The 18435-nt window shown below is 46.7% G+C and carries 13 protein-coding genes; 11 read left to right on the top strand and 2 right to left on the bottom strand.

Annotated elements, in window-relative coordinates; genetic code table 11:
• The first annotated feature begins 67 nt into the window (after positions 1 to 67).
• From V5J77_RS14220 to V5J77_RS14205, 4 genes are all read left to right on the top strand, one after another.
• A complete protein-coding gene (locus tag V5J77_RS14220) occupies positions 68 to 1387 on the top strand; it encodes an extracellular solute-binding protein (RefSeq protein ID WP_338551498.1) in 1320 nt (439 codons plus the stop codon).
• A gap of 95 nt (positions 1388 to 1482) precedes the next feature.
• A complete protein-coding gene (locus V5J77_RS14215; RefSeq protein ID WP_338556795.1) occupies positions 1483 to 2382 on the top strand; it encodes a sugar ABC transporter permease in 900 nt (299 codons plus the stop codon).
• A gap of 2 nt (positions 2383 to 2384) precedes the next feature.
• Positions 2385 to 3221, top strand: coding sequence for a carbohydrate ABC transporter permease (locus tag V5J77_RS14210; protein ID WP_338551497.1), 837 nt, complete (start codon positions 2385 to 2387; stop codon positions 3219 to 3221).
• Between the two features lie 29 nt (positions 3222 to 3250).
• Entirely contained in the window at positions 3251 to 4285 is a 1035-nt protein-coding gene (locus V5J77_RS14205) for a glycoside hydrolase family 88 protein (RefSeq protein ID WP_338551496.1), read from the top strand.
• Between the two features lie 56 nt (positions 4286 to 4341).
• On the opposite strand, the gene V5J77_RS14200 is transcribed toward V5J77_RS14205, so the two are convergent.
• Positions 4342 to 5592, bottom strand: coding sequence for an MFS transporter (locus tag V5J77_RS14200; RefSeq protein WP_338551495.1), 1251 nt, complete (start codon positions 5590 to 5592; stop codon positions 4342 to 4344).
• 340 nt (positions 5593 to 5932) lie between these two features.
• Between V5J77_RS14200 and V5J77_RS14195 the strand changes: the two genes are divergently transcribed.
• From V5J77_RS14195 to V5J77_RS14175, 5 genes are all read left to right on the top strand, one after another.
• Positions 5933 to 7387 (top strand): M14 family zinc carboxypeptidase, encoded by a 1455-nt coding sequence (locus tag V5J77_RS14195; protein ID WP_338551494.1) that lies wholly within the window; start codon positions 5933 to 5935, stop codon positions 7385 to 7387.
• Between the two features lie 353 nt (positions 7388 to 7740).
• On the top strand, positions 7741 to 9297 hold the full coding sequence (locus tag V5J77_RS14190) for an extracellular solute-binding protein (protein WP_338551493.1): 1557 nt from the start codon (positions 7741 to 7743) through the stop codon (positions 9295 to 9297).
• A gap of 89 nt (positions 9298 to 9386) precedes the next feature.
• Positions 9387 to 10298, top strand: a complete 912-nt coding sequence (locus V5J77_RS14185; protein WP_338556793.1) for a sugar ABC transporter permease — start codon at positions 9387 to 9389, stop codon at positions 10296 to 10298.
• A 47-nt stretch (positions 10299 to 10345) separates the two neighbouring features.
• Positions 10346 to 11227 (top strand): carbohydrate ABC transporter permease, encoded by an 882-nt coding sequence (locus V5J77_RS14180; RefSeq protein WP_338551492.1) that lies wholly within the window; start codon positions 10346 to 10348, stop codon positions 11225 to 11227.
• A gap of 77 nt (positions 11228 to 11304) precedes the next feature.
• Positions 11305 to 12450: a glycoside hydrolase family 88 protein gene (locus V5J77_RS14175; RefSeq protein ID WP_338551491.1), complete on the top strand. Its 1146-nt coding sequence runs from the start codon at positions 11305 to 11307 to the stop codon at positions 12448 to 12450.
• 27 nt (positions 12451 to 12477) lie between these two features.
• On the opposite strand, the gene V5J77_RS14170 is transcribed toward V5J77_RS14175, so the two are convergent.
• A complete protein-coding gene (locus V5J77_RS14170; protein ID WP_338551490.1) occupies positions 12478 to 14778 on the bottom strand; it encodes a helix-turn-helix domain-containing protein in 2301 nt (766 codons plus the stop codon).
• Between the two features lie 92 nt (positions 14779 to 14870).
• Between V5J77_RS14170 and V5J77_RS14165 the strand changes: the two genes are divergently transcribed.
• Together V5J77_RS14165 and V5J77_RS14160 are read left to right on the top strand one after the other, a co-directional pair.
• Positions 14871 to 16388: an extracellular solute-binding protein gene (locus tag V5J77_RS14165; protein WP_338551489.1), complete on the top strand. Its 1518-nt coding sequence runs from the start codon at positions 14871 to 14873 to the stop codon at positions 16386 to 16388.
• A gap of 184 nt (positions 16389 to 16572) precedes the next feature.
• A complete protein-coding gene (locus V5J77_RS14160; protein ID WP_338551488.1) occupies positions 16573 to 18228 on the top strand; it encodes a serine/threonine-protein kinase in 1656 nt (551 codons plus the stop codon).
• Positions 18229 to 18435: the final 207 nt, after the last annotated feature.

Here is an 18435-nt window from a genome sequence, read left to right as displayed (position 1 = left end):
ACAGCGCTATAATTTGATTTGTAAGCAACATAAATAAACACTAAGAAGAAATAAGGGGGAATACGAAATGAAGAAGCAAGCTAAAAAAGTTGTTCTCGCCCTCATGGCGTCCGCACTTATGCTGGCTACCGCTTGTGGCAGCAACGCAGGAACGAATTCGGAAGCAGGTACTAATGCAGGTACAAACAGCGGTGGCGGCGACAAGCCAATAACGCTTCGTATGTCATGGTGGGGTTCTGAAACACGTCATGAATATACGAAAAAAGTAATTGACCTTTACAAAACAAAAAATCCAAATGTAACGATTGAAGTGGAATATGCAAACTATGATGACTATTGGAAAAAAATCGCTCCGCAAGCGGCAGCTAATGAGCTTCCAGACATTATGCAAATTGATACTGGCTATTATGCACAGTATGCAGGTAAAGACCAGCTAGCAGACCTGACACCATTTTTCGGCAAAGAAATTGATGTAACAAACATTTCTGAAAATGCTTTGAACGGTGGTAAATTGGGCGAAGGCGTGTACGGAATGAACCTTGGCGTCAACTCACTCGGCTTCCAATACGATCCGGCAACACTTGCTAAAGCCGGCGTAGACAGCATTCCAGAAAATTGGTCATGGGATGACTATATGTCCATCGCGGCGAAAGCGAAGGAGAACGGTATTTACATCGATGGCGGCATGCGTGCAGAAGTGTTCTTCGGCTACTACCTCCGTACAGTAGGTAAGAAGCTTTACAATGAAGCCGGCAATGGACTTGGCTATGAGGATGATCAATTGTTCGTAGATTTCTTTGGAAAATTGGCTGATCTAGTTAAATCCGGCGCTGCGCCAACGCCTGATACACTCGCACAAATTAAGGGTGTTGAGGACGATATGACGGTAAAAGGCACGCAAGTCGGTGTATGGCAATGGTCCAACCAGTTTGTTGCTCTGCAGCAAGCGGTTAACCGTCCGATGCAAATTGCTCCAATGCTGAACCCAGGAGCTAAAGAAGGTTTGTATCTAAAACCGAGCATGTTCTTCTCGATTTCCAAAAACTCGAAAGCGAAGGAAGAAGCAGCGAAATTTATTAACTTCTTCGTTAATGATGTGGAAGCTAACAAGCTGATTCTCGGCGAGCGCGGCGTTCCAGTATCCAGCGTCATTAAAGATGAGCTTAAACCGTTGTTGTCCCCAGAGCAAGTTCAAGTATTTGATTATGTAGCTTGGTCGGAGGAAAACAGCTCCCCAATGGATCCAGTTGATCCTATCGGTGCAATTGAAGTATTTGCTTCGCTGAAAAGCGTGACAGAGCAGTTAAACTACGGACAAATTTCGGCAGAGGATGCTGCTAAGAAATTTAGAAGTGATGCAGAAAACGTATTGAAGAAAAATAAATAAAGGTTGGAAAAGCGGGCGATGGCGCTTATAAACGGCTCATCGCCCTTCCCTTAAACCGACTTAATAGACCTCACTAGGAGCAGGAGCTGGTAATGATGAAATCATTGTCCTTGCGTAATAATCTCGTTGGCTATACCTTTATTTCTCCGTTCGTCATTGGCTTTCTTATTTTCACCCTCATACCTGCGGCTGCCTCTCTTTATTTCTCCTTTACGGATTATGATTTGCTGTCCGCACCGAGCTGGATAGGGCTTGAAAATTATACTTCTATGTTTACCTCGGATGACCGTTATATGCAATCGCTAAAGGTTACGATGCTTTACGTATTTCTGGGTGTCCCACTGCGGCTGATTTTTGCATTATTCGTCGCTATGATCTTGAATACAACCTCGAAAGCTGTCGGGTTATATAGAACGGTGTATTATTTGCCTTCAATTATTGGAGGAAGCGTCGCAGTATCTATTATGTGGAGGAACTTGTTCGGTGATCAAGGGGTTATCAACGTGATGCTGAACGCGATAGGAATAGACAGCGTGCGCTGGTTCGGTGATCCCAATGCCGCATTGTTCATGCTTGTAACGCTATCGGTATGGCAGTTTGGTTCTTCGATGTTGATTTTTCTGGCGGGACTGAAAAATATTCCGACTGAATTGTACGAAGCATCCGGTGTTGATGGTGCGGGCTTCTTTACAAAGTTTTTCCGCATCACCTTGCCCATGCTGACGCCAATTATTTTGTTCAATCTGATTATGCAATTAATTAGTGCATTCATGACCTTCGTTCCAGCCTACATTATTTCCAAAGGCGAGGGTGGTCCACTGGATGGCACGCTGCTGTACTCCTTGTATCTGTTCCGTCAAGCCTTCGTATTTTTCGATATGGGTTACGCATCGGCTATGGCATGGGTTATGCTCATCATCGTTGGCGTTTTAACAGCGGCAGTATTTGCAACATCCAAGCTTTGGGTTCACTATGAAACAGAAGGAGGCCGCTAAACATGTTACTGAAAAAATTCAAGTGGCCGATTTATCACATTTTCGTTGGTCTGCTGGCAATCGTTATGGTGTATCCTGTTATTTGGCTGCTCATGAGCTCCTTTAAGCCTAGTAATGTTATTTTCACAACATCGAGCTCGCTCATTCCTGATCCTTGGATTTGGACCAACTACGTTACGGGCTGGATTGGGTCATCTGGACAATCCTTCATGAGCTTTATTACAAACTCGCTGGAAATCGTTATTCTCTCGACGATTGGAGCGGTATTGTCCTCCGCCTTTATCGCCTTTGGCTTCGCACGTCTGCAATTTAGGGGTAGAGCGATCTGGTTCGGGATTATGATGGTTACGCTCATGCTGCCACATGACGTTGTACTTGTTCCGCAATACATTATGTTCTCCAAGCTAGGCTGGATTGGCACAATTTCGCCGATTGTTGTCCCTCAATACTTCGGTGTCCCATTCTTTATCTTCTTGATGGTTCAATTCATACGGACCATTCCAAGAGAGATGGATGAAGCGGCTACGATTGATGGAGTTGGGAAGTTTGGCTTGTTTTTACGGATTATTTTGCCGCTCATTATTCCGGCTTTGGCAACTGCTTCGATCTTTTCCTTCTACTGGCGTTGGGAAGATTTAATGGGGCCGTTGCTTTATCTGAATAAACCAAGCGCTTATACGGTATCACTTGGTTTGAAAATGTTCCTCGATAGCGAAAGTGTATCCAATTGGGGTGCCATGTTCGCAATGTCGATCGTAAGCTTGATTCCGGTGTTAGGTGTATTCTTCTTATTCCAGCGCTATATTGTTGAAGGAATAAGCACAAGCGGGTTGAAATAGTCATCATGCATCATGAGGAGACGAGTGAAATGCCAAAACTGCAATTTGATGAACAGCATATACTTGAAGTGATTGATAAAGTCGTAGACCGTACATTTCGTATGGATTTCGGCTGGGATTGGCCCGGCGGCGTCGCATTTTTCGGCGTATGTGAGGCTTATGAGGCAACGGGGAATGAAAAATATTTAACGCTGCTTAAAGAATGGGTCGATGAAAAGCTGGAGGATGAACTGCCTAAGCTTTCGGTTAATGGCGTATCCATTGGCCACGCTCTTATTACGTTGTATAAGGCAACCGATGACCGCAAGTATTTAGATATTGCAATTAGAATGGCAGATTATTTACAAAACGATGCGGTACGGTTTGCCGAAGGCATTTTCCAGCATACGGTTAATTCTGAAACGTATAATTTCCCTGAGCAGGCGTGGGTTGATACGATGATGATGGCGGGTTACTTCCTCATTCGCATGGGCGAGCTTCTGGGACGGGAAGATTATTTGGAGGACGGGCTGCTGCAATATCATGGACATGAGCGTGTATTGCAGGACCCTGTCAGCAACTTGTATTATCATGGCTGGGATAATATTGCGCAAAATCATATGTCGAGCATATTTTGGGCGCGCGGCAATGGCTGGGCTTCGCTTACAATGGCCAAAGCGCTTCCGCTCATTGCCGTACAGCACCCATCCTTTATGATTATTGAAGGGTCGCTGCGCGATCAGGCAGCTGCGCTAGTGCGTCTGCAATCAGAGAAGGGACTTTGGCATACGATTGTGAACGACCCTACCTCCTATGAGGAAACATCCGGTTCCGCAGGCATCGCGGCAGGCTTGTTCACTTTTGGATCGCTGTACAATAAATACATCCAAAAGTCGATTGATGGCATTTTGGAGCAAATTACCGAGGATGGCACCGTACAAGGGGTATCGGCTGGTACAGCTGTTATGAATGACGCGGAAGGCTATAAAGGAGTATCCTATAAAAGGATTCAAGGCTGGGGCCAAGGGCTGACACTTGCTTTCCTGGCAACGGTGCTGCAATCTAAACAACGAGAGTTCTCTTAGCAGTAAAAAACGCTTCTCCACTTAAGGTGGGGGAGCGTTTTTTACGATCTGCTTATTTACTTAGCTAAAGCCTTCTCAGCTACAGGCTCAATTCTGCTCTGCAACTTGAATAATGGAAGGAGAATGGCTACACCTGCAAGGAAAAATAAACCTGCAATGATATACATAGGCGTGAGCGAAATCGCATTTTTCATTAAACCCGACAGCATCATCGTTACGACCATAGAGCCCATGAACATCGGTGTTAGAATACCATTTACGCGGCCGATAAAGGATTCCTTCGTATTTTGTAATATCAAAGTATTAATGCCAATTTGGATGCATGGCAGTGCAAAACCGCTTATAAACTGAAGACCAAGCGTGAACCAGTAATCCTTTGATAGTCCCATAGCGATCATTGCTAAGGCGTCGACCGTCATGCCAATCGCTAGAAGCTTCTGCGGCGATAGCTTGCTGGAGAAGCTCATCGCAAGCACGCCGCCGATAATCATGGCAATGCCGTTTACTAATAGAAACCACTGTAAATAATCCTCCGGTTTCCCAAGCTGCTCCGTAATAAGGAAAATGCCCATTGGTTGAATTAAGCCGAGCCCAAGTCCAGCAGCAATGAAGCCGCCGCCGAGTGTACGCAGTATTTTACTTGACCATACGTAGCGGAAGCCGGCCTTAATGTCCTCCAGCACCCGGGAATTTTGCTGCTCCCCAGCATCGTCTCGATCACGCGGCAGGAAAGCTAGCGAAGCAGCAGATAATAGAAAGGCTGCTCCCATTACACCAATGGCCGTTTCGATGCCGTAGCTTTGGTAGATAAATGTCCCAATGACGGGGCCGAAAATCATAAATATGGCGAACAACGTTTGATACAGCGACATCCCGGTCTGTACTAGATGCTCAGGCACGTGCAGCTTGAACAGCTTCATGCCAGCAGGCTGAGAAAATTGGGACAAGATGGCTGAAACTAATGTGGCAAAAAAGACGGCGTGCCAAGTCCCATTCTCCATGGCCAATAGTACGGCTAGAATGGATAAGGCGCTTAACAGATCGCACCATACCATCGTTTTCTTGGGTCGCCAGCGATCGGCAAACGTCCCGCCAATAAACGAAAATACGAAAATGGGCGCGAATTCAGCTACGGAGATGAGCGAAACGGCGAATGCATCATCATTCGTCATTTTTTTCACATAAAGCAGCACCGCGATATTCCGCACCCAGATGCCGATTTGCAAAAATAAAGTGGACATCAGTATCGCTTGCACAAAGCGATTTCTTAACAGCGAAAATGCTGAAGCAGGTTGAGAGGCTGTCATCGTTTTCACCTTTCCTTTTTCATTTTTTTTAAAATATAAGAATTTATAAGTTTTCACGTATAAATTGTGCTTATATTTCTCGGACTGAAACGCGTCATGCCGCCAGAGGACGGCGACAACCGTTTCACCTTGAGCAGCGTTGTATTCAATGGGAATTTTACAGGACATTAGAGCGTATAAAAAGGATCGCTAGAATGAAAGCTTACTCCGCCTTAAGACGGATAAATGATAGACTCGCAACTATATTATTTTGTAAATATAGCAGGTAAATATAGTTTTTTTGTCGAAATTCCATGGATGATGTTTAACTCTATCGAACATAGACAAGGGGCTTGTTTACATGCATTTGTTTTTGAGAACAAGAACGTTTATCTTGCTGCTTATTTTCGCAATTGTATTGCCTACTTTAATAGCAGCTAATGGAGGGGGCTCCAAGCAAGCGATTGTAAATCCAAAGCAGCTATACAGCTATGAATTAATGACGAATGATATAAAGAAGCTCGCCGATGCTTATCCGGAGCTGATCCGTTATCGGAGCATCGGAAAAAGTGAATATGGACGCGAGCTGTGGGTGATAGAAATAGGCAATGGCCCCGTCAATGTTTTACTGAATGCATCCCATCATGCTAGGGAATGGATCACGACCATTACGGTGATGAATATGGCGGAGTCAATGGCTGCAAGTGCAGCTAAGCGGGGAGTGTGGAAGCAGCTTAATACGGCTGATTTATTCGACCACATTACGTTTCAAATCGTGCCTATGGTTAATCCCGATGGCGTTTCCCTTCAGCAAAAGGGATTAGCTGCTTTTCCGCAGCAGGATCATGCCGAATTAATTAAAATGAACAAAAATAGCCGCGATTTCAAACGCTGGAAGGCCAATGGCAAAGGCGTCGATTTAAACAGGCAGTATCCCGCCGACTGGGAAACGATTCGCCAAGCCGAGAATGCGCCCTCCTATAAAAATTATAAAGGCAAAAAGTCGTTGGAAGCGAAAGAAGCCCAGCTTATGTACAATTTCACAAAGCAGCTAAAACCGGAAATTGCGATTTCCTATCATTCATCGGGTGAAATTATATTTTGGAACTTTAAGACGAAGGCATCTAATTTGCCAAGGGATCGAGCATTTGTTCAAGCTTATGCAGCCATGACCGGCTACCGACCGGTAGCCCCGGAAGCGAATCCTTCGGGTGGAGGCTTTACCGATTGGTTTATTACCGAGTTCGGAAAACCAGCGCTTACACCGGAAATCGCTCCTGCTGTAGGGGAGACGAATGTGCCGCTCAGCTACTGGGAGCGGATATGGAAGCAGCATAAGGATACGATGTGGCTTATTGGGACGACAGCTTATGAACAAGCGATGCAGAGCGAAAAAGCAAAGAAAGCCTCTGCCACCATCGAGCTGACCTCGCCAGCAACAACTTATCGTTTTCCTGCTCTGAATCGGGAGACAGCAACCAGCGTTAACGCAGGTGTCTATAAGGTGACGAGGGAAAAAGGAAGCTGGTATGAAATCCAGCTAAGCGGACTAGGGAGCAGATGGATAGCTAAAAGTATTACAAGGCCATGGAGCGAGCCAGCGCCGACTCCAACCCCGACCCCGATACTTATACCGACTGCACGTCCAGAGGTGACTCCTTCTTCACCGAGTCCGAACGCACCGAACGCGTCGGAGCCATCAGTTGAGTCAACCCCAACGGCTGCTCCAGCAACCGAAACCCCAAGTATGGAGGAATCATCAAAGGGAGCGGAAGCTGTAGAAACGAGCGCTGTTCCAACACCAAGCTCAGCTTGAAAGTGAAACGATTCAAGGTGAAACGGCTCGCACCGTCCTCTGGCGATGCGGCGCGTTTCATTCTGAGAAATTAAATACTTTCCAATTATTTACAGTATTTTCAAAAAGCATGCAGGTAGCAATTAGGCTACATCCTGCATGCTTTTTTTGCTGCGCTTTTTGGGCGGAAAAAGGGCTGGATTTAGGGCATAACCGCTATAATCCTTAACTCACATTTGGCTGTAACCCTTGCGCCACAAGGGATTGCGCCATAACATATGGCGTGGTGATTATAGGCAAACCACCCTAGCGGGCTATACGATAAAAGGGTAACAGGAGCACCTAAATGAATTCCAAATTCGGGAGGTCAAAGCATGAGAAAGAAACAAATGACATCTACATTTCGCGTTTTGTGCACAACGACATTAGCAGGCTGTATTTTGGCAGGTTGTGCATCAGGTACAGGAGGGAATGAGGGAAGCGCAACATCGGGAACTAATCAAGGAGGCGCATCTACTAGTGAAGTGAAAGCTCCTTTCAAACTGACAATAATGACAAACCTGCATACCCCTGAAGTTCCTACAGATGAAATTGAAAAAATGCTTGAGGAAAAAACGAACACAGATTTGACGATTAACTGGGTACCGGATGGCAGCTATGAAGAAAAGCTGAACTCGTCATTTGCAACGGGCTCCTTGCCTCAGGCTGTATATATGAAAAATCAAACCACCTACATTTTATTCCGCGATGCGATTCGTAATAACCAATTTTGGGAAATTGGTCCTTTCATTAAGGACTATCCAAACTTAAGCAAGCTTGATGAGCTGGTTGTGAAAAATACAGCAGTAGACGGCAAAACGTATGCCATCTATCAAGAGCGTCCGCTATCGCGTCAAGGTATTATTTTCCGCAAGGACTGGGCGGATAAGCTAGGTCTCGCAGCACCAAAAACGACGGATGAGCTCTACAATATGCTGAAGCAGTTTAAGGAAGGCGACCCGGATGGCAATGGCAAGGCAGATACGATTGGTCTGACTGACCGTAGTGATTTGGTATATGGCGCGTTCAAGACGGTTGCCTCGTATTTTGGAACACCAAACAACTGGGGTACAGTAGACGGTAAGCTGCAGCCCGAATTTATGTTCCCGCAGTATAAAGCAACGATGGATTTCTTCAAGAAGCTGTATGACGAAGGTCTAATCAATAAAGACTTCCCAGTTACGAGCAAGGAAGATCAGCAAAATCTGGTCATTACAGGAAAAGCGGGCATGTACATTGGTTCAATGGCGGATGTGCAAAGCTTGCACCAGAAAACCGTGGAAATTAATCCAAACGCCCTTTACGATGTAGCGAATCGCATTAGCGGACCGAGCGGGGATGCGGGTATTTGGTCTATTCCAGGCTACGGAAACTTAGTATTGTTCCCGAAATCATCCGTTAAATCGGAAGAAGAGCTGAAGAGCATTTTAGCATTCTATGACAAGCTGATGGAGCCGGAGCTTGCTAATCTCGTGAAATGGGGAGTTCCAGACAAGCATTACACGATCGTAGAAGGCGGCTTAGTGCAAAAAGTTGAAGATACGAAGATGACAGACCGTGAGCAGAAGCCTTACGAAATTTTGCAGGTCGGTGGCGAAAGCACGATTGATATGCTGCGTCCTTACAACAAGCTTCCAGCTAAAGCAAAAGCAGAGGAGCTCATTATCGAAAACAACAGCATGCTGATTAACGATCCAACAGCGGCGCTTGATTCCAAAACATTTGGCGAGAAGGGCGTAGAGCTTCAGCAAATTATTAACGATGCTACTTACCGCTATATTCTGGGCAATCTGGATGCCGCAGGATTTGATGGCGAAATCGAGCGTTGGAAAAAAGCTGGCGGCGAGAGCATTATCGCTGAATACAATGATTCTCTAGCTAAATCACAATAGGAATAGAACTCCTGTAAAAACAGGGAATCGAAAGGATGTTTCACATGAGCAGCAACTCAGCGTCAGCAGTAGCAGCCGTTAAGCCGGACATGAAGAAGCATGATCTTCGCCGGCGTATATTGAAAAATAAAGCAATTTACCTCATGATTTTGCCGGGACTGCTGTATTTCGTCTTATTCAAATACTTCCCTATGTGGGGGCTTGTGATCTCCTTCCAGGAATACCGTCCATACGACGGTATTCTCGGAAGTGATTGGGTCGGCTTCAAGCATTATCAGCGTCTGTTTACCGAACCGATGTTTTGGACGATTTTCCGCAATACGATCGTTTTGTTTCTGATGAACTTAATTTTCTTCTTCCCCGTCCCTATTATTTTAGCGATCTTATTAAATGAAGTAAGACTGCAAGCTTTCAAGCGTTTTGTACAGACCATTGTCTACATTCCGCATTTCATGTCTTGGGTTATTATCGTTTCGATCTCCTTCGTTATGGTTACGATGGATGGCGGTATGATTAATGAAGGCCTTGATGCAATGGGCATGCAGAAAATCAACTTTCTGCTAAGTGATGAATGGTTCCGGCCGATGTACATTTTACAGGTCATCTGGCGTGAAGCTGGCTGGGGAACCATTGTGTATCTCGCAGCTATTGCTGCCATTGATCCACAGCTGTACGAGGCTTCGCGGATGGACGGTGCCAACCGTTTCCGCCAAATTTGGCATATTACATTGCCGTCGATCCGCAGCGTTATTGTAATCCTGCTCATTTTGAAAATTGGCGACGTCCTGGAGCTAGGATTTGAGCATGTGTATTTGCTGCTTAACGCGATGAACCGGAATGTGGCGGAAATCTTTGATACGTATGTGTATACAGCGGGGCTTAAACAAGGGCAGTTCAGCTATAGCACCGCGGTAGGCTTCTTCAAATCCTTCGTCGGTTTAGTACTGGTAATGTCCGCGAACTGGCTGGCCAAAAAATTCGGCGAAGAGGGCGTATATTAAGCTCTACGTTTGCCGCCGAAGCAACATCTTGAGGAGGAAAAGCTATTATGGTGCATGACAAAACGATTGGCGGCCGCTTATTTGATGGTGCTGTCTATGTAATATTATTTTTAGTTGCGTTAGTGACAATTCTTCCTTTTCTGCATATTATTGCTGGATCGCTAACGACAGTTGATGAGCTTGCACAAAAGCGATTCGTCCTATTCCCGACGAAAATTAGCTGGGATGCGTATGCCTATATTTTCTCAACGAACACCATTTTTCGCAGTATGCTAGTTTCGATTGGGGTTACTGGCTTTGGTACGCTATTCAGCATGATACTTACGTCGCTGATGGCCTATGGCTTGTCCCGACGTGATTTGGTTGGTCGCAAGCAGATCATGTTTATGATTGTGTTTACGATGCTGTTCAGTGGCGGGATGATACCGACCTTCATCGTCGTCAAGTCGCTAGGCATGATCGACAGCTATGCGGCGCTTATTGTGCCGACTGCTATTAATGCGTTTAATCTGATTATTTTGCGCAGCTTCTTTCAAAGTTTGCCGGATGGGTTGGAGGAGTCGGCTAAAATTGACGGCTGCAACGACTGGGGTATTTTATTCCGTATTGTGATCCCGCTCTCCATGCCGGCGATTGCAACGATTTCCCTCTTTTATGCCGTAACGTATTGGAACACGTATTTGCCGGCGATTTTGTACATTGACAGTGCCGATAAGTGGCCGATTCAAGTTTTATTGCGGCAAATTGTCATTCTGGCAAGCGGTTTGACGGCGGATTCTTCGGGCTTCTCGGGTGATTTCGTTACGCCTCCAGATCAGACGATTAAAATGGCCGTTATCGTAGTAGCAACGGTTCCGGTACTGCTGGTCTATCCATTTTTACAAAAGTATTTTGATAAAGGCGCATTATTGGGCTCGGTGAAGGGGTAGTCTGCTTGCAGACCCTTCCCTTCGGGGGTTCACGAGCTATCCTCCTTGTATCCTATATGAAGAGAGGTTGAAGTCAAATGAGTCTATCCCAATTAGCTGAAGCAATGCGTGAACGTGATGCGTTAGCGCTGGAATGGGGAGTTGCTGCTTGCGATTCCTTAATAGCGAGATTTCCAGAGGCACATGACTTGCCTCCAGCAAACCGCTGGCATTACCATCAAGGCGTATTTTTGTATGGTATGCTCAAGGTATGGGAGCAAAATGGCGACGAGCGCTATTTGCTTTATATTAAAAGTTATGCGGATGCCTTAATTGATCCATATGGGAATTTGACGTTTGATCGCGACGAGTTGGATGCAATAATGGCCGGGCTGATTTTGTTTACGCTGGATGAGCAGTTTGACGATCCGCGGTATCGCCTTGCGGCAGATCGTCTGCTCGGACTGTTCGGGACACTCAATCAGACTTCGGAGGGAGGCTTCTGGCATAAGGATAAATATCCGTATCAAATGTGGCTGGATGGCCTCTATATGGGCGGTGTATTCGCAATGCTCTATGGTGCGAAATATGACAAGCCTGAGCTGCTGGATATGGCCCTCAAGCAGGAGCGATTAATGAATCGGCGTATGAAGGATACTCGGACAGGATTGCTGTATCATGCGTGGGATGAGACGCGAAGCATGCCGTGGGCTAACCCGGAGACGGGCTGCTCACCAGAGTTTTGGGGCCGCTCACTCGGTTGGTATGGCATGGCGCTTGTTGATTTTCTCGATGTACTGCCGGCAACACATTCCGGCAGAGTAGCTATCGAGCTGGAGGTCGCGGCCCTTGTTGAAGCGCTCACCGAGTTTCAGGATAATAAAAGCGGTCTTTGGTATCAGGTTGTCAATAAAGGCGAGCGGGAGGACAATTGGCTGGAAACCTCGTGCACTTGCCTCTTTCTATACACGATAGCGAAAGCAATTAAGCATGGGTGTATTTCGAAAGCTTATTCGGAGATAGCGATAAAAGGGTATGAGGGGCTGCTCCGTACGCTGCATTCCGATGAGTTGGGATTAATTGTAAGCGGTATCTGCATCGGAACGTCAGCAGGGGATTATCGCAACTATGTGACGCGCCCAACAAGCGAAAACGATTTGCACGGTGTGGGGGCCTTCGTTCTGGCTTGTGTGGAGCTGGATGGCGTACTTAATTTGCTGCCAGTTCAAGCGCAGCAGGAATAGGTAATTAAGCCGGGGAGCCGTAGATGGCTATCCCGGCTGATGCTGCTCCCGGTATTTGCCGGGAGTTGTTCCTTCGAGCTTGCGGAAGGAACGAATGAAATTTTGTGGATTCGTGTATTGCAGCCGCTCGGAAATTTCCTTGACCGAAATATTGGTATCCTGTAGCAGACCAAGCGCGATGCGGTGACGATGCGCAGCCAAATATTCGCTGAAGGAGGTTCCTGTTTCTTTGCGGAATACGCTGCTGACATAGTTCGCATTGTAGTGCATGCTCGCCGCAATGGCCTCTAGCGTAAGCTCCTGGTCATATTGCTGGTGAATCATATGAATGATCTCCTCAGAAATATTTTTATACTGCGAATTGGTTCGCTCCTCTACCGCTACAATAATCGGTTCCACGATGTTTTGAAGAAACCAGCTGCGAACCTCTCTCGGAGAATGCGGCTTGAACAAATATTCAAATAAGGATGAGTGGTCGCCAAGCTCCATCTCGTGAATGCCGAGCGACTGGGACAGATGAATCAAATCAATCAACAGCCTTGCAGTCGTCAGCTCAAAATCATGGGCGCTCAGCTGCTGCTTAAACACCGCTTCGAATAGCTCCGCCAGCGCTTCGTCGCTTTTGGCGCGATCTCCAAGCTTGATAGCGTCATTTAGCTCCGTCTGCAAGCGTACGGGATAAGATGTATTGAAGCTCAGCTTTTGAGGCAGATCCCGGTAAAACATCGCCGAGGAGTCGCCAAACCGCTTAAGATGCTTATAAGCCTCCATACTTTCCTCAAGCGCAGTGCCCGCTGACTTGAGCTTGTCATGGTAGCCGCTAAAGCCGAAGCTGACGGACAAATTCAGCACTTCCTTTACGGTGTGTGCAATTTGCTCTGCCAATGGAACCAATTGGGCAAAAAAAGTATCCAGGTTATGCTCACGGTTCAGCAGAAGTGTAATTTGCGACTGTTCGTAGACGATAGGTGCCAGCCTATCGCTTGCATCAACCAATTCCTCCACAATATTATTTACGGCGAACAGGAGTAAATCGGTATCGCCCTTCGAATAGCTCGTCCCTTCAAAAAAATCAATGCGCAGCGTCATAATCGCATAGCCTTTGAATGCCGCAGGCAAGGAAAGCGTCTTGAGCCGCTCTTCAATCGTTCGGCTGTTGCTTTTTCCTTGGTACAGCTCCATCATGAACAACGTCCGCAGGCTGTCAATCTGATTGTTCATTGTGCTTTCAAGTTCGCTTTTCTCGCGAATGACATGTCGAATTTGATCAGCAATATAGACGAAGCCGTCGCTGCTTGGCTTATCGTGCTTGGACGGGAACAGCTGAAAGACGCTCACAAACAGCTGCTCAATCGGCCTGTACAGGCGTTGAGAGCCGAACCAGGTCACAAGCAGCGTAATAGCAAGCAGGGCTAGGCAAATAAACACAGTAAACCAACCGATGGCACGGGATTGCTTCGACAAAGATTCGAGCGATGTAATAGAAGCATAGGTCCATCCATTATAATCAGACTTGCGGTAGGATACCGTATAGTCTGTCCCTTCAAGCTGCGTATCGAATTGGGCAAGAACGGAGTCCGATTCGCTAATGTCCTGGTAAAGGGCAGTGAATAGGCCATCAGATGGCAGCAGTTCTTCATTTTGTCCAAACAGCAGCTCGCCTTTATCATTAAATACGAGCACAGCTTCGCTATTTTTGTCAAAGGAAAGCAGCTCGTTCAAATAGCAGGAAGGTATCGTTGACACCGCAAGTCCATTTTTGGTTGAAGCCGTTAGCGGCAGCTTCTTCACGAGACTGATGCCGTATGTACAACGGCTTGAGGATTGACCAAGCAGCACGGTATTGCTGACGGGCTCTGTAATCCATTGCGAATCGAAGGGCAGCTCCTTATATTGAAGCAGCTGGTCTTTCTTGTCTAATTCACTCAGCCGATATAGGCCGGAATTGTCAATATACCAATTTTCCCGAGTACTTAATAAAATAATATTTTCTATTCCTGTATCAAATGTTTGTAAATGGTTGACTTCTTGTTTGATTTGGTTAAATAATTGAAATTGTTCCACATTAAGCGGTTCCAGCATGGCGGACTTCAAAAAAGACGAATTGACGAAATACGTCATGGAATGGTCCACCGTACGCATGACCTGCTCCACATTCATTTGCATTTGCTCCAACTGCAACAGCTTGGATGCGTTTACATTTCGTTGAATGGTGTCGGAGGATTTCATGTAGGAAAATAGTCCAACAATAATAACAGGTACGGAACTAACAAGAAAGCCGAACAGCAAAATGCGCAAAAAATACCGATTAGGTGGGGCTGCCATCATATCTCCTCCATAATGATTGCGAGCCATACGCTGCACTGCTTCGCAAACAATAATTACTAGGGTATTATACCAGAAAGTGGGTCAAGTTGCCTATGAATTTTGTGAAGAGACAGATCCATCACTGCGCAAAATCGTTTTTAACGGCCTTCGTATGCGGAGCAGCTGTAGTAATGGTTTCCTGCCAACAGCTAGATGAGAGTGCGGCCGCCCAGAGCAAGGAAGCTCCGCTTGCTTTAACGTGGACAGCCGTTCAATATACGGACAGCCCGCCATCCGATGTTGTGCTGGAGCATATTGAGGAAGCGACGGGCACGAAGCTATCCATTATTTGGGTTGCTGATGCGATGAAGGAGGATAAGCTGAACATTGCGCTTGCTTCAGATGCGCTTACCAAAATTGTCACGATTCAGGATATTCGGAATTCGGCTTTTTTGAGCGCGGTGCGTGCCGGTGCTTTTTGGGAAATTGGTCCCTATTTATCCCAATTTTCAAATTTGCACGCAATGGACAAAACGATATTGCAAAATACATCAATTGACAACAAAATATATGGCATCTATCGGGAGCGAGACTTATCCCGTCAGGGTATCATCTACCGCAAGGATTGGCTTGACCAGCTGAAGCTGGAAGCTCCAACGGATCTGGAAAGCCTTTATAAAATGATGGAGGCGTTCACGAAAAATGATCCTGATGGCAATGGCATAAATGATACCTACGGCCTAACGGATCGCAATGATTTGAAGTTTGGCGCTTTTCAAACGCTGGCCTCTTATTTTGGCGCACCTAATGATTGGGGCTGGATGGGGGGAGAGCTGCGGCCTGCATTTATGTTCAGCGCTTATAAAGATACGATGAAATTTATGCGGGAGCTGTATGAAGGCAAATTGATGAATGAGCAGTTTGCGGTGACGAGCAAGCAGCAGCAATGGGAGGAATTTACCAAGGGGCGTGCGGGTGTTTATATAGGAAACATGGATGATGGACGTAATTTATATAAGTCGCTTATTCAAAGCAATCCCAAAGCAGAAATTGATTTGGTGAACCGGATCAACGGGCCTGACGGCAAGCCGCATGTATGGTCGCAGGCGGGACATAACGGCATATTCGTATTCCCAAAATCACAGGTGAAAACCGAGGCTGAGCTGCTGCGCATTCTTGAATTTTTTAACCGACTTGCTGACCCAGAGCTCATCTATATGCTGAATTATGGCGTTGAAGGCATTCACTATAAGCTGGAAAATGGTGATATGGTAGAGCTGCTCTCCAATGAAAGCGAGCGATGGGAGCAGGAGGTACGGCCGCTTATTTCACTGATGGGGGTCAGAGCGCTTGCTATTCGTCCGCAGGGCGATCCGCTTAGGGAAAAAAGCGACCGCTTGACAGAGGATAATCGCAGCTTTCTCGTCGTCAACCCTGCCGCATCGCTTGATTCACCAACTGCGAATGAACGTGGAGGAGAGCTGAATATTATTATTCAAAACGCGACCAACTCTTTTATTCTCGGCTTGCTAGATGAGCAAGGGTTCGATAAGGAAGTAGAACGCTGGAAGCAGCTTGGCGGCGACCAGATTATTCAGGAGATTAATGCGGGATATGCGGGCAGATTGTAATAATCTCATAGCGAATATTACACAAATCATCATTCTTTTTTAGATGCCCGCATGATATAATCAGCGTTAGAATAAAGCTTACTATTATTTTAAACGATAAGCGGGAAAGCATCCCGGCTGGAAGACGAACGAGATTCGTCTGTCCAGTCGGGATTTTTTGCATTTATAGGGAAGGGTGGCTTACATGGAAAGAAACGAAGTAATCTGTGAAGAAGTGCATGAACTCCCGCTTTGGGAGGCGGGTTCAATAATAGCAGAGCGCTATGCCGTTATTCGGGTGCTGGGCAAGGGTGGAATGGGCATCGTATATGCGGTGGAAGACCGCAAGCTCCAAGGCAAGCTGCGGGCAATTAAAATTACTCCGTTATCGGTAGCGGAGGGAGTGGAGAAAGCTCATTGCGTTACCGCGGAGGCGGGCATGCTGGTGCGGTTAAATCATCCGAACCTTCCTCATATTGTGGATGCTTTTCCGATACATAAACATTCTGTTTATGCGGTTGTGATGGACTTCATTCATGGAGAAACGCTTGCGGTACAATTTCAAAAACGACAGGGTCAAATGCTGCTGCTCGAAGTGGTTCAGCTTGGGCTCCAGCTGTGTTCGGCACTTAACTATTTGCACCGTCAATGGCCGCAAATCATTCATCGGGATGTAAAACCGTCCAATGTCATGCTGGAGGGCGGGGGCGGTCACTTACGTCTAATTGATTTTGGCATTGCAAGGCAGGTTAGAGCAAGGGGAGGACAAGATACACAAAAGCTTGGTACACCAGGCTTTGCAGCTCCTGAACAGTATCAAGGCAGCAGCCAAAGTGATTCCCGAACGGATGTATATGGACTTGGAGCACTGCTTTATTATTTGGCAAGCGGGGGTGAGCTGTATCAGCCCCAGCCCGTTGTTCCACGGCTAGAGTCTCATTTTCAATGGAAGGGTCAAATGAATACAGCGGGCTCTCTTATGTTGGCTAATGTGCTTAGCGGAATGCTCGCCTATCAACTCGTGGAACGCACCGCAAATATGGAGCAAGTTGAGCGCGAGCTGCTGGCAATCGTTCAAATCGCGGGTGGCGATCATGTCAGGCCGACATTCGGCTGCCCCAGTAGTCAAGGTCACGTTAAAGCAGCTGCAAATGGCGTAACGATTGCCCTAATGTCATTGTCACCCGGAGCTGGAGCGACTTTTGCCGCTATTACGTTAGCCAAGCTGCTTGGACAAAGGGGAGTAAGCTGCATTGCAGCCGAATTTCCAAGCAATCCGTCGGAATGGCATGCACTCCTGCCCTCTCAATATGCTAACGGAAGGCTCGCATTCGGAAATTATTGGACTTGGCAGGAAGGCGCTATTCAATGGCTTGCCCAAAAGCCAGTCCGTATTGAGCCAGAAGTATACGACTTGGAAAAATGGGAGCTTTTTATGAATCGGCAGCATCACGGAGTGAAAATCGTCGATTTTTCAAGCTTCAATGAGCATACAGCAGGCGAGTGGCTGTCTCGGTGTCAACTGCTTTGTATTGTGGCCGATCCTTTTCCGGCAAAATGGCAGCAGCCCCAGCTGCGCCGTCTCCAAACGCTCCAGCAGAAGCTCAAGGCTCAGGATGGGCGTTTCTTATGGCTGGCGAATAAGGATAACCGCTTCATGGAACGAGAGCAGTGGCTGCAATTACTGCCAGAGCGGCCAATAGCAGTGCTGCCTATGCTGCCAGCAGCTGAATGGCTTAATGGGCTTTGGAGCGGCAAATGGGTGACGGAAGACAAACGGCTTGGCAAGTCTATGAAGCAGGCATTTAATCCGCTGCTTGAGTTCATTGGCCAAATGGTGAAAAAGCGTAACGGGAAATGAGGCTGCCGCTGGAGCCAGTCGGCCTAACTTCCTTTGTCCAACTCACGGCAGCAGCGGGCTGAAGCGACAAAGCCCACATTGAAATTTTGCACAACGGAGCAGCTCTTGTGGTACAATAGATCGGGCATAAACATATATAACCTTAAAAACGACAAGTATTGCGTACCGACACAAACGCCGAAAAGGCCAAGTGATGCGGGCGTTTTC

It is taken from the genome of Paenibacillus sp. KS-LC4 (assembly GCF_036894955.1).
Classification (GTDB): domain Bacteria; phylum Bacillota; class Bacilli; order Paenibacillales; family Paenibacillaceae; genus Pristimantibacillus.
The sequence above is the reverse complement of the archived record's forward strand: the minus strand, read 5'-3'. Positions and strand labels throughout refer to the sequence as shown.